This is a genomic window from Methyloceanibacter marginalis (assembly GCF_001723295.1).
Lineage (GTDB): Bacteria > Pseudomonadota > Alphaproteobacteria > Rhizobiales > Methyloligellaceae > Methyloceanibacter > Methyloceanibacter marginalis.
Genome location: NZ_LPWD01000462.1, coordinates 1 through 12,291, shown reverse-complemented (window position 1 = coordinate 12,291; position 12,291 = coordinate 1). Strand labels below are relative to the sequence as shown.

The following is a 12,291-nucleotide window of genomic DNA, read 5'->3' as shown; positions in this document are numbered from 1 at the left end:
CTCGTAGACCCCCCATTGGGTATCGGCGAGGTAGCTCGCGCCATCGCCCCAAGAATAGGCGAAGAAACGCAAAGGCCGCGCGGCGGTGATCTTGGAGTCGAGCTGGCGAAGCGAGCCGGCCGCGGCGTTGCGCGGATTGGCGAAGAGTCGGTTGCCCGCCTTCTCCTGCTCGGCGTTCAGCGCCTGGAAGGCGCTGTGGCTCATATAGATCTCGCCGCGCACCTCGAACGGATCGGGGAAGTTCTTCGCCTTCACGGTCTCGGGGATATCGCCGATGGTGCGCACATTGGCGGTGACGTTCTCGCCTTCATAGCCGTCGCCTCTTGTGGCGGCCTGCACGAGACGGCCGGCCTCGTAGCGCAGCGTGATGGAAAGACCGTCGATCTTAGGTTCGGTGGTGAAGGCAAGCTCTGCGTCCGTATCGAGGCCGAGAAAGCGGCGCACGCGCTCGATGAAGTCCCGCACGCCCTCGTCGTCGAATACGTTGCCGAGCGACAGCATGGGCACGCGGTGGACGACCTTGCCGAACACTTCGACCGGCGCGGCGCCTACCTTGAGGGAGGGACTGTCGTCGCGCACCAGATGTGGAAAGCGCGCCTCGATGGCCTCGTTGCGTTTGCGCAGCGCGTCATAGGCGGCGTCGGAGATCTCCGGCTCGTCCTTGCGGTAATAGAGCGCGTCGTGATGCGCGATCTCCTTGGCAAGGCGCGCGAGCTCGTGCGTCGCTTCCGCCTCGTCCAGCTTCGCGACCGATTTCGACGCCAGACCTGCGTCCTTGTTCGCTTTTGCCTTGCTCATGATTTCAGACTCTTAGGCCGACTTGCTCATGAGGCGGTCGGCGGCGGCGCGGGCCTCGTCGGTGATGGTCTGGCCGGCCAGCATGCGGGCGATCTCCTCGCGCCGGTGCGGGCCTCGAGGACCGCCACGCGGGTCGCCATGGTCTCTCCTTCCGGCCCGTGCATCGCCTCCTTGGCGATCATCAGATGCCCGTCTGCGAGCGCGGCCACTTGCGGCGCGTGAGTCACGGCCAGCACCTGGACTTTGGCGGCAAGCCCGGCCAGGCGCTCGCCGATCGCCGAGGCCGTGGCGCCGCCGACGCCGGAATCCGCCTCGTCGAAGATGAGGGTCGGCGCGGAGCCGCGCGCGGCCAGCACCACTTTCAGCGCCAGGATGAAGCGCGCCAGCTCGCCGCCGGAGGCCACCTTCATCATGGGGCCGGGCTCTGTGCCGGGATTGGTGGCGACCCAGAAGGCGACGCGGTCGATGCCGGACGGTCCGCCTTCGGCCATGTCCACGGTGTCGATATGGGTGACAAAGCGCGCCTTGTCGAGCTTCAGCGGCGCGAGCTCGTTCGCCACCTCGGCATCGAGTTTCTTGGCGGCCTTGGCGCGGGCCTTGCTCAGGGCGAGCGCGGCGGCCTCGTAAGCTTTGCGGGCGGCTTTCGCCTGTTCCGCAAGCTCGGCGGCGCGGCCTTCGCTGGTGTCGAGCGCGGCAAGCTCGGCTTCGAGACGCGCGGTGAGGGCCGGCAGGCCGTCCACCGGTACCCGGTGCTTGCGGGCGAGCGCTCGCAGACCGAACAGACGCTCCTCGGCGCGCTCGAGATCTACAGGCTCGAAGGCGATGGCGGCGAGCGCTTCCTCCAATTTATCGCGCGCGGTATTGGTCTCGGTCATGACACGCTCCAGCGCCTCGGCGACGCCGGTCAGCAGCGCGCCGCCGCTTGCCGCCTGGCGCTCGATGCGCCGCAGCGCGGAAGCCAACCGTGCGCCTGCGGTGCCCTCGCCTTGCAGCGCATCCAGCGCCTCATTCAGATCGGCGGCGATCTTCTCGGCATTCATCATCAACTGGCGCTTTTCGGCCAGGGCTTCTTCCTCGCCCGCCTCCGGGTTCAGGGCGCGCAACTCCTCCAGCGCGTGAGCGACATAGTCGGCATTGGCGCGGGTGGCGGCAATCTCGCTCTCATGGCGCCCGCGCGCCGCATCCGCCACGAGCCAGGCGTCATAGAGCGCCTCAACTTGCTTTGCGTCACCGCTAAGTCCGCCGAACGCGTCCACCAGATCGCGATGGCCGCTCGGATCGATCAGGGCGCGCTCGTCGTGCTGGCCATGGATCTCGACCAGGGCTTGGCCCACCTGCCGCAACAGTTGCACGCTGACGCTGGTGTCGTTTGATGAGGCGCGGCTCCGCCCATCGGCCCCCTGGACCCGGCGCAGGATGAGCGCATCCTCTAGGGCAATATCGTTCCCGGCGAGGAGCGCCAGGATGGGATGATCGGGGGCTAGCTCGAAGGTCGCGGTCACCTGCCCCTGTTCGGCGCCGCGGCGCACCAAGGAGGCGTCGCCCCGGGCGCCTATGGCGAGCGAGAAGGCATCGAGCAGGATGGACTTGCCGGCGCCGGTTTCGCCCGTGAGAGCCGACAACCCGGCGCCGAACGCCAGATCGAGCTTGTCGATGAGAACGATATCGCGGATCGACAGAGCGGCTAGCATGGCGCGCCCGTCAGGCCTGTCCGTTGCCCTTCCAGGTCTGAGTGATCCAGGAGCCCTCGTGCTCTTGGGGCTCTAGGCCGCGCTTCCCTAGGAGACCGTAGGCGTGCTTGTACCACTTACTGTCCGGAAAGTTGTGGCCGAGCACGGCGGCGGCCGTCTGGGCCTCGTTGACGATGCCTAACGCCATATAAGCCTCGGTCAAACGCATCAAGGCTTCTTCGACTTGCGCCGTGGTCTGGTACTCGCTGACCACGGTGCGGAAACGGTTGATCGCCGCGAGATAGTTGTCGCGGTGCAAGTAATAACGGCCGACCTGCATTTCGCTCGCGGCGATCAGATCGCGCAGGATTCGCGCGCGATTGGCCGCTTCGGCAGCGTAACGCGAGTTCGGGTAGCGCTGCAGAAGCTTATCATAGGCGGCCAGCGAGCGGCGGGCGAAGGTCTGGTCGCGCTTCGGGTCGAGCACCCGTTCGTAATAGGACATGGCGATGATGTTCTGCGCCAGATCCGATTCTTGGGTGCCCGGGTGGAGCGTCAGGTAGCGGTCCGCGGCGGAGACCGCTTCGTCATACTTGCCGGCCTTGTAATAGGCATAGGCCGCCATGACGATGGAGCGGCGCGCTTCCTGCGAATAGGGATGGTTGATGTCGACCTGCTCGTACTGGCGAGCGGCCTTCTCGAAGTCGCCCTCGTCGACCATCTTTTCGGCTTGGCCGTAGATTACGTTGGGCGGATCGTTGTTCACGAGCTCCGCCTTGTCGCTGCCGAAAATTGAGCCGCAACCGCCAAGCAGCAGGCCCGCGAGGAGCACGGTGGCCGGGAAAGCGGCGCGACTCATCCGCCGACGCGGCTCAGGCTGCGCTGGCGCCATTGACGGCTCGACCGATCCGGACATGCTTCCCCTCAAAACGCCCCGTATTCAGCTGGTCTTTGCGCGCAATTTCCGCCCGCCGCAAGCACGAAGCCCAGCGCCCCAGCAAACCCCCGGATTATGGTGTTTTTTGGCCCTGCGCCAGGCCCTGCGCAATGGCCGGCTCGCGAGGAACCGAAACCCAGCTGCAAGGCCACTCGAAAGGCTTCGGCTAGCTCCGGTCGGCGGCGAAATTGGCGGCCGCCAAGCGATGGCTGAGTTCGGCGTGACGCACTTCGCGGTAGCGCGGAGCTTCGACCATGGTCCAAGCCTCGGCATCGGCGAACAGGGCCTTCAGCACCAACGCGTTCAGACGATGTCCGCCGCGCCGGGAGCGATAGGAGCCGAGAAGCGGTGCACCGGCCAGGGTGAGATCGCCGACCGCGTCGAGCGCCTTGTGGCGGACGAATTCGTCCGAAAAGCGCAGGCCCTCGCGATTGATGATGCGGTCGTCGCCGATGGCCACGGTGTTCTCAAGAGAGGCGCCAAGAGCCAGGCCCGCGGCCCACAGCCGCTCAACGTCGCTCATGAAGCCGAAGGTCCGGGCCCGGGCGATCTCCCGGCGGAAAGAGCCGGGATTCACGTCAATCGCAAGCTTCTGGTTGCCGATCAACGGCGTCTCGAAGTCGATCTCAATGTCGAGATGGAAGCCGTTATAGGGGGTCAGCTCGCCGACCGCGCCGTTCTCCTCGACGCAGATGGGCTTCAGCACTTTCAGGAAGCGGCGGGGCGCCTCGAGCTCGGTCAAGCCGACCTCGTCGATCGCCTCGACGAACGGCGCGGCGCTGCCGTCCATGATCGGAACCTCGGCACTATCGATCTCGATCAGCGCATTGTCGACGCCGAGACCGCGCAGAGCGGCGAGCACATGCTCAACCGTCGCGACAGAGGTCCCGTTGCCATCGCCAAGCACGGTACAGAGCGTGACGCCCGTGACCCACTGCTGGTCGGCAGCGATCTCGATCCCGTCAGCATCATGGTTGGAAATCTGGAAGCGTAAGCCCGTGTCGCCATCAGCCGGACAAAGTGTGATGGAAACTGGCGCTCCGCTGTGGACCCCGGTGCCTGTGAGTGAAATCTCGCTGGCAAGCGTGGTCTGCCTTGCCCCTATAAAACCCTTCATGGCCCCCAATGGCCCCCGCGCCGTCTTCTGGTTCCTCACTCAGCCCGGAGAAAACTCCGGGCCCCCCATCGATCAGCGCTCCCTGGCACTTGTTCGGACCGTGTAACCGGCGCCTTGTTGTGCCTTTTTGGTTCCGCCAATCAATCTCCTGAGAACCATAACCTTTTGGCCTTAACGGCGACAAATCACGGTTTCTTACACTGTATTACGGGCCAATTTTACCTCTATCTTATTGATTCCACTGTGTTTGTTCCACCCGCAAGGCGGCCGGGCCGGGCATTATCGTTAACGCCCAGCCCGATCTCAGTTCGCGCGCCGGCGCAGAAACGCGGGAATCTCCAGATCATCCTCATCGAATGATTCTGCCGGAGCAGCTGCGGCGGCCGTCGCTGCCCGAGCGAGTCTCTGCTGGGGCTGGGGCTGGGCTTGGGGCTGAGGCCGTCTCGGCGGCGGCGTGACCGCGAGCTCGTGCGGCCGGTCGATGCGCACGCTCCTTGGAGCCGGAGCCTCTGCGGCGGGCGCCTCGGGAGCGCTTCGGCGCTGGCCGAACTCGGGTTCGAGCTTGGACGGCATCTCGGCGTCCTCGTCCTTCTTGCCGCGGCCGACATTGGCGAGCTCTCCAGGAAGCCGACTTTCCGCTTCTGGGCCTCAAGGCCAACCGCCTGGCTTTGGCCGGCGGCCTGCGCCCTGATGGCATTTTGCGCCACCATGGGAAGCTCATCCACGTTCGGCATGCGCCGGACGGGCCGCTTGATCGACGCCGGGGGCGCGGGCTGGAAGCTCTTCTGCGGCTCCGCGGGCCTCGATTGCGCCGGGGTCCGCGGCAGCGCGATGCCGCTTGCTTGCGCCGGACGCTTCTCGATCGTCACGTTATTCGGCGCACGCCAAACCTGCGACTCCGGCGCGTCGTTGGCGGGCACCATAAGGCTCTCGTCGAGATCCACGGGCGCCTCCTCGGGACCGGCGCCCGGTAAGGTGGCGAGCCCCGCCAGACGCTCCGTCAAACGGCCCCTCTCGGGCTGCTCCGACGCGGACGCTTGCGGTGCCTGGGCCTGGGACGCCGACTCACCGATGCCGGTGGCAACCACCGACACACGGATCCTGCCGTCGAGCTCATCGTCATAGGTGGCGCCCACGATGATGTTGGCCTCTTCGTCGGCCTCGGTGCGAATGCGGCTCGCCGCCTCGTCCACCTCATATAGGGTGAGGTCGCTGCCGCCGGTGATCGACACCAGAAGGCCGCTCGCACCCTTCATGCAGACATCGTCGAGCAGCGGATTGGAGATCGCCGCTTCCGCCGCATCGATGGCACGCCGGTCGCCGCTCGCCTCGCCCGTTCCCATCATCGCCTTGCCCATGCCCGCCATGATGGTGCGCACGTCGGCGAAGTCGAGATTGATCAGGCCTTCCTTGACCATCAGGTCGGTGATGCAGCCGACGCCGGAGCGCAGCACGTCATCAGCCATGCCGAAGGCATCGGTGAAGGTCGTCTTCTCGTTGGCGATGCGGAACAGGTTCTGGTTCGGAATGATGAGGAGCGTATCGACGTATTTCTGAAGCTCCTCGATACCGGCCTCGGCCGCGCGATAGCGCCGCGAGCCCTCGAACTGGAACGGCTTGGTCACCACACCGACGGTGAGGATGCCTTCCTCACGGCTGGCGCGTGCGATCACAGGGGCAGCGCCCGTGCCGGTGCCACCGCCCATGCCCGCGGTGATGAAGGCCATGTGGCAGCCGACGAGGTGGGCCTTGATGTCCGCCATGGCCTCCTCGGCCGCGGCCGCGCCGATTTCCGGCTTGGACCCGGCACCGAGACCTTCGGTGACGTTGGCGCCCATCTGGATGCGCCGCTCGGCGCTGGAGCTCATCAGGGCTTGCGCGTCGGTATTGGCGACGACGAACTCCACCCCCTTGAGACCGCGCTCGATCATGTTGTTGACGGCATTGCCGCCAGCGCCGCCCACTCCGAACACGGTAATGCGCGGCTTGAGTTCGGTCAGGTCTGGCACTTTAAGGTTGATAGTCATGACGGCTTCCAATCCTTGCGAATTGTCCCTTGCTTAGGCTCAAACCGGCGCTCCCCGCGTGTGCGCCCTCGAGCTCGTGTCCGTTTAAAAGTTCTCCATGATCCACTCGCCGACCTTGGCGAAGTAGCCTGTCCCCGTACGCAAGAACCGTTGCTCGGTGCGGGCACCGAGCTTGTCGTCGCCGCGTGCCCAATGCAGGAAAAGGCCGATGGCGGCGGAGAAATCCGGCGCAGCGGCCGCTGGCGGCAAACCCGTCATGACGCGCGGGCGGCCAAGCCGCGCCGGGCGTCCAAACATGTTCGAGGCAAGCTCCGGAAGACCCGTGAGCTGGCTGCCGCCGCCGGTCAGCACCAAGTGCTGGGCGGCCTCGGCGGCGAAACCGCTTCCTGCAAGCCGATGACGCATGAGATCGAGGATCTCCTCGACGCGCGGCCGGATGATGCAGGCGAGCTGTGCCTTGGTGATCTGGTTGAGACTTCCTTGCGCCATGCCGCTGACGCAGGGGTAGGTGATGATCTCCCGCTCGTCGGACAGCGTGGCGAAGGCGCTGCCATGCAGCGTCTTGAGGCGCTCCGCATGCTCGATCGGCGCGCCGAGCGTGCGGGCAATGTCGGTGGTGATGCCGTTGCCCGCCAAGCGCGATGCGTCGGCATGGATGAAATGTCCATCGGCGATCACGGAGAGAGTCGTGGTGCCCGCCCCGAAATCGATGCAGGCGACGCCGAGCTTGGCTTCGTCCGAGGTGACGACCGACAAGGCGCTCGAATAGGGCGCGGCGACGAGACCCGATACGCCGAGATGGCAGCGCTCCACGCAGAGCATCAGGTTGCGCATGGCGACTTCGTCGGCGGTGACGGCGTGAAGATCGACGGATAGGCGCTCGCCGCACATGCCATGCGGTTCGCTGATGCCGCCGTTCTCATCGAGGCGGTAATCGGTGGGCAGGGCGTGCAGAACCGTGCGCTTGTCGCGGGCGGCATATTGGCGCCCGCCGGCGAGCAGACGGAAAACGTCGTCGTCGCGTACCGCACCGGACGGGAGCGCCACGCTCGCCGAGAAGCTCTCGCTTTTGATGCGTCCGGCCGTGACGGAAAGCTGCACATCCTCGACGGTGACGCCAGCCATGCGCTCGGCCCCGTCAACGGCCGCGCGGATGCACTGCTCGGCGGTATCGAGATGGGTGACCATGCCGGCCTTCAGGCCTTCGGAACGGGTATGACCGAAGCCGAGCACCTCGAAGTGCATCGTGTCACCGTTGCCCTCGAACCAATCGGGCGTCGCCGAGGTCTTGCCGATCAGGCAGCACACTTTGCTCGTGCCGATGTCGAGCGCGGTCACGATGCGCTGACGCTTTCCTCTGATCGTGGCGTTGTATGTCATCCCCCTGTCCTCACCCCGTCTTATGTCTTGCCCTTGGGCGCGGCACCGGTCGCCGCCGTGGGCACATCGGCGGGTGCGGTATCGTCCAACGGCATGGCGGCGGCTTCGCGCATACGCACGGTGACGCGGTCCAGCAGCCGCAGATCGATAGCGGCGAAATCCCTAGCCAGAACGTTGCGGTCTTGCTCGAGCTTGGTGAGCGACTCGAGCGCCATCTCGATATTCCCGTCGGGCAGCATGATCTCCGTGCCGGTGCGAAGCTTCAGCGTCCAGCGCCGGTCGCCGACCCGCAGCGCCGCGAGCATCTTGCGCTTCAGATCATGATAGGGCTCGAGCGTCGCGTAGAGCTCGGCTGCGTGCTTGCCGGCACCCTCGCCGACCACGAGCGGCAGCTGCGGAAAGGCTGCGGGAGAGCGGGCGCGAGAACCACGCCGGCTTCGTCGACGACGAATGTCTTTCCCTGGTTCTGCCAGACCGCATAGGGCTCACGCTCCTCGATGACCACTTGGAGGGTCGAGGGCAGAAGGCGCATGACTTGGGCGTGCCGGATCCACGGCACCCCCTCCAGCCGCGCCTTGGCGGCGGCGGTGTCGAAGGTCAGCATCAAGGTCTCGGGGCCGGCGGCAAGGGCCGTCGTAATCGCGCTGTCGGTGGCGTTTGTCTGGCCTTCCACGGTGACCCGCTTCACGCCGAAACCGACGGCGACGACAAGCCGCTCCACGCCGGTGACCGCCGCATCGAACAGGCGCCCGGTCTGGCCGCCGATAATGGCGCCATAGAGGACGGCACTGGCGAGGAAGAGCCCGGAAAACAGGATCCACTTACCCTGCATGCGGTCGCGGGCGCGGCCGAGGCGGACGGCCTTGGGGTTGCGCGTGACGAGGGCCCGCGTGCCGGACAAGACCGGCAGACGGCGCTCGCGCGGCACGGCGATGCCACGCGCCAGCAGGGCCTTCTGAGACCCCTTCCCTCTGGCGTAACCCTTTGACGGGCCTAGCGATTGCACGACGCGTCCTCCACGATCCAGCGAACCAGCTCTCCGAACGAGCGGCCGCCATAGGCTGCGAGCTCGGGCACCAGAGACGTGGACGTCATGCCTGGTTGGGTATTGATCTCAAGGCAGATCAGTTCCCCCGTACCTTCTGGCCGGTCGTCGAATCGGAAGTCGGTACGACTGACCCCACGGCAGCCCAGTGCCCTATGAGCCGCTAGGGACAGCTTCTGTACCAATTGGTAAACATTTGGTTTAAGCGGCGCCGGAAGCACGTGAATTGAGCCCCCGGGCGCGTATTTCGACTCGTAATCGTAGAAGGTGAGCCCGCCCGCCGGCTGGATCTCGATGACCCCCAGGGCTTCCTCGCCCATGACGGCGCAGGTGAGCTCCCGGCCGGGGATGAATCGCTCCACCATCAGTTCCTCGCCAAGCGCCCAATCAGCGGAATTCAGCTCTTGCGGCGGGTGCGCCTGATCCTCCCGGACGATGTAGACGCCGACCGAGGAGCCCTCCGCGGGGGGCTTGATGACGTATGGAGGGGGCATGACGTGGCCCTTGGCGGCCTCGGCCCGGCTGACCACGCGGCTTTCAGCGACAGGTACGTCCGCCTCCCGCAAGACCGCTTTGGCGCGCTCCTTGTGCATAGCGAGCGCGGAGGCAAGCACGCCGGAATGGGTATACGGGAACCCCAAGGTCTCCAGCAGGCCTTGGATGCAGCCGTCCTCGCCCCAGCGCCCATGCAGCGCGTTGAAGCAGACATCCGGCGCGATCTCGGTAAGCTTCGCGGCCACGTCGCGGCCCACATCGAGCGTCGTGACCTTGTAACCCTCGCCTTCCAGCGCTTTGGCACAGGCTTGGCCCGAGTTTAGCGAGACTTCGCGCTCGGATGACAGCCCTCCCATCAGCACCGCAACGTGCGTTTGCTTGTCAGCCATGGAACAGCCCCCGTCGGTTGGTCGGCATGCGAAACCCGCGCCCGGCTCATGCCGAACGCCCAATCATCCTGCAAAGATCGTTACTGCATTACCTGTATTCGCGGGGAATGACACGGGGGCGCGGGCAGAAAAGCGCGGGCCTCCGTCAGGCCTCTTTGCCGAGGCGCTTGATCTCCCATTCGAGCTCGATGCCGCTCGTTTCTTTCACCCGCGCCCGCACGGTCTCGCCAAGCGTCTCGATGTCGGCGGCCGTTGCATTGCCCTCGTTGATGAGGAAGTTGCAGTGAAGCTCGGAGACTTTTGCGTCCCCAACCGCGAGACCCCGGCAGCCAGCGGCATCGATGAGCTGCCAGGACTTGTTGCCGGGCGGGTTCTTGAAGGTCGAGCCGCCGGTGCGGCTCTTGATGGGCTGCACCTCCTCGCGGTAGGCGGCGATGCCATCCATCTCGGCGAGAATGTTCACAGGGTCGCCGGGCTCTCCTTGGAACAAGGCCTCGGTGAAGATGTAGTCGTCAGGCGCGCCGCAATGGCGGTAGCGGTAATGGAAGTCGGCCACGGGGAGCACATGGATGTCGCCCCGGCGATCCACGGCGCGGGCCTCGACCAGCACCTCGCAGGTTTCCCTGCCATGAGCGCCGCCGTTCATGCGCAGCGCCCCGCCAACGCTGCCCGGAATGCCACGATAGAAGGAGAGCCCGGCAATGCCGGCATCGGCCGCGGCGCGCGCCACCTTCACGTCGGGCACGGCGGTGCCGACGCGCAGCCGGTGCCCGTCCTCCACCTTGATCTCGCCAAAGCCGCGGCCCAGACGGATCACCACGCCTTCGATGCCGCCGTCGCGGACGAGCAGGTTCGAGCCGAGGCCGATATTGGTGGCGGGCACGTCCGCCGGGAGAGCTTTGAGAAAGTAAGCGAGGTCCGCCTCGTCGGCGGGTGAATAGAGCACTTCAGCCGGACCGCCGACGCGGAACCAAGTGTAGTCTTTGAGCGGCGCGTCGGCCGCGAGCCGACCGCGCAAGTCGGGCAGGCGCGGGGTCAAGCTCTCCAGCAGTTTGGCGCCGTTCACGCCGCGCCCCCGTGCTGCTCGAGCTTGGTGGGCAGCGCATTGATCCAGTCCGTGATGGTGCCGGCGCCCAGCCCGACCACGAGATCGCCTTCCTTGGCGATGGTGGCGACGGTTTCGATCAGCCCAAGCTCATCATCGACGGTCAGCACATGGGGATGCCCGTGGCGGCGCAGACCGGACGCAAGCTCATCGCGATCGATGCCCGGGATCGGCGCCTCGCCAGCCGAATAGACCGGCGTCACCACGACGATGTCGGCATCGTCGAGGCAGGCGGAGAACTCGTTGAACAGCGCTTGCAGGCGCGTATAGCGGTGCGGCTGCATCACCGCGATGATGCGGCCGTTGCCGGCCATGCGCGCGCCGCGTAGCACGGCGGCGATCTCCACGGGGTGATGCGCATAGTCGTCATAGACCGCGACGCCCTGCCATTCGCCGGCGCGGGTGAAGCGGCGCTTCACCCCGGCGAACGCGGCGAGCGTGGAACGGATCACCTCTCGGTGATGCCCGCCTCGGTGGCAACCGCGATCGCGCCGAGGGCATTCAGGGCGTTGTAGTGGCCGAGCGCCGGCAGCATGAGGTCATTGATCTCGCGGGCGCCGCCTGCAACGCCTGAGCCCAGGCGGACATCGAACGTCATGGTGGCGTGATCTGGACGCACATTGAACAGCTTGATGTCCGCATCCCGAGCGACGCCATAGGTGAGCGTGCGGCGTCCGTTCTCGGCACCGCCGAGCTGGGCCAGGAGCGCGCGCACCACTGGATGATCGATGCAGGCGATGACCAGACCGTAGAAGGGGATGGAATCGATGAACTGCTCGAACGCTCCGTAAAGCGCCTCTTCCGATTCCCAAAAGTCCATGTGCTCGGGATCGATATTGGTGACGACACCGATCTGGGTGGGGAGCTTCACGAAGGTCCCGTCGGACTCGTCGGCCTCGACCACCATCCATTCGCCCTGCCCGATCCGCGCATTGGTCCCCCAGGCATTGATGATCCCGCCGGTGATGACCGTGGGATCGAGCCCGCCGCCTTGCAGGAGGTCGGCGATGATCGAGGTGGTCGTGGTCTTGCCGTGGGTGCCAGTGACCGAGACTGTGGTGCAGGGGCGCATCAGCTCGGCCAGCATCTCGGCGCGGCGAATGACGGGGATGCCGCGCTCCTTAGCCGCCTCGAACTCTGGATTGCCGGCCTTCACTGCACTCGAGATGACGAGATAGGCCGCGCCTTTGACGTTCCCCGGATCGTGGCCGATGACGCAGGTGATGCCGTGATTGCGCAGGCGCGCCAGATTGGCGCCCTCCTTCAGGTCGCTGCCTCGTACGCGATAGCCGCGCGTGTGCATGACCTCGGCGATGGCGCTCATGCCG

Annotated in this window: 9 protein-coding genes and 2 pseudogenes; all 11 read right to left on the bottom strand. The window is 66.0% G+C overall.

Annotated features, from left to right (window positions below; all coding sequences use genetic code 11):
* On the bottom strand, positions 1-798 hold a 798-nt coding region (locus AUC71_RS16505), incomplete at its 3' end, for an NAD-dependent DNA ligase (protein WP_483127815.1).
* A gap of 12 nt (positions 799-810) precedes the next feature.
* Positions 811-2,489 (bottom strand): annotated as a pseudogene (gene recN, locus AUC71_RS16500) (DNA repair protein RecN).
* Positions 2,490-2,499: 10 nt separating this feature from the next.
* On the bottom strand, positions 2,500-3,327 hold the full coding sequence (locus AUC71_RS16495) for an outer membrane protein assembly factor BamD (protein ID WP_069625137.1): 828 nt from the start codon (positions 3,325-3,327) through the stop codon (positions 2,500-2,502).
* A 244-nt stretch (positions 3,328-3,571) separates the two neighbouring features.
* A complete protein-coding gene (lpxC, locus tag AUC71_RS16490) occupies positions 3,572-4,522 on the bottom strand; it encodes a UDP-3-O-acyl-N-acetylglucosamine deacetylase (protein ID WP_069625135.1) in 951 nt (316 codons plus the stop codon).
* A 224-nt stretch (positions 4,523-4,746) separates the two neighbouring features.
* The gene (gene ftsZ / locus AUC71_RS16485) at positions 4,747-6,549 is read right to left on the bottom strand and encodes a cell division protein FtsZ (RefSeq protein ID WP_342021885.1); all 1,803 of its coding nucleotides are present in this window, start codon (positions 6,547-6,549) and stop codon (positions 4,747-4,749) included.
* Between the two features lie 84 nt (positions 6,550-6,633).
* Positions 6,634-7,929 carry a cell division protein FtsA gene (gene ftsA, locus AUC71_RS16480; RefSeq protein ID WP_069625134.1) on the bottom strand — a complete coding sequence of 432 codons (1,296 nt, stop codon included), beginning with the start codon at positions 7,927-7,929 and terminating at the stop codon, positions 6,634-6,636.
* A 20-nt stretch (positions 7,930-7,949) separates the two neighbouring features.
* Complete coding sequence (locus AUC71_RS18275; RefSeq protein WP_158007906.1) at positions 7,950-8,312, bottom strand: cell division protein FtsQ/DivIB; 363 nt, start codon at positions 8,310-8,312, stop codon at positions 7,950-7,952.
* Positions 8,243-8,935: a cell division protein FtsQ/DivIB gene (locus tag AUC71_RS16470; protein ID WP_141701787.1), complete on the bottom strand. Its 693-nt coding sequence runs from the start codon at positions 8,933-8,935 to the stop codon at positions 8,243-8,245. Before AUC71_RS16470 ends, AUC71_RS18275 begins: the two co-directional genes overlap by 70 nt.
* Positions 8,923-9,858 (bottom strand): D-alanine--D-alanine ligase, encoded by a 936-nt coding sequence (locus AUC71_RS16465; RefSeq protein WP_069625131.1) that lies wholly within the window; start codon positions 9,856-9,858, stop codon positions 8,923-8,925. Before AUC71_RS16465 ends, AUC71_RS16470 begins: the two co-directional genes overlap by 13 nt.
* A gap of 145 nt (positions 9,859-10,003) precedes the next feature.
* Positions 10,004-10,924, bottom strand: a complete 921-nt coding sequence (murB, locus tag AUC71_RS16460; protein WP_204376771.1) for a UDP-N-acetylmuramate dehydrogenase — start codon at positions 10,922-10,924, stop codon at positions 10,004-10,006.
* A pseudogene (gene murC, locus AUC71_RS16455) lies at positions 10,921-12,291 on the bottom strand (UDP-N-acetylmuramate--L-alanine ligase); the annotation flags it as partial. The pseudogene murC and the gene murB, both read right to left, overlap by 4 nt.

What these genes read in the sequence shown, in the direction of transcription:
- AUC71_RS16495 (WP_069625137.1), bottom strand. Translation starts at nt 3,327, where the DNA reads ATGAGTCGCGCCGCTTTCCCGGCCACCGTGCTCCTCGCGGGCCTGCTG.
- lpxC (WP_069625135.1), bottom strand. Translation starts at nt 4,522, where the DNA reads ATGAAGGGTTTTATAGGGGCAAGGCAGACCACGCTTGCCAGCGAGATT.
- ftsZ (WP_342021885.1), bottom strand. Translation starts at nt 6,549, where the DNA reads ATGACTATCAACCTTAAAGTGCCAGACCTGACCGAACTCAAGCCGCGC.
- ftsA (WP_069625134.1), bottom strand. Translation starts at nt 7,929, where the DNA reads ATGACATACAACGCCACGATCAGAGGAAAGCGTCAGCGCATCGTGACC.
- AUC71_RS16465 (WP_069625131.1), bottom strand. Translation starts at nt 9,858, where the DNA reads ATGGCTGACAAGCAAACGCACGTTGCGGTGCTGATGGGAGGGCTGTCA.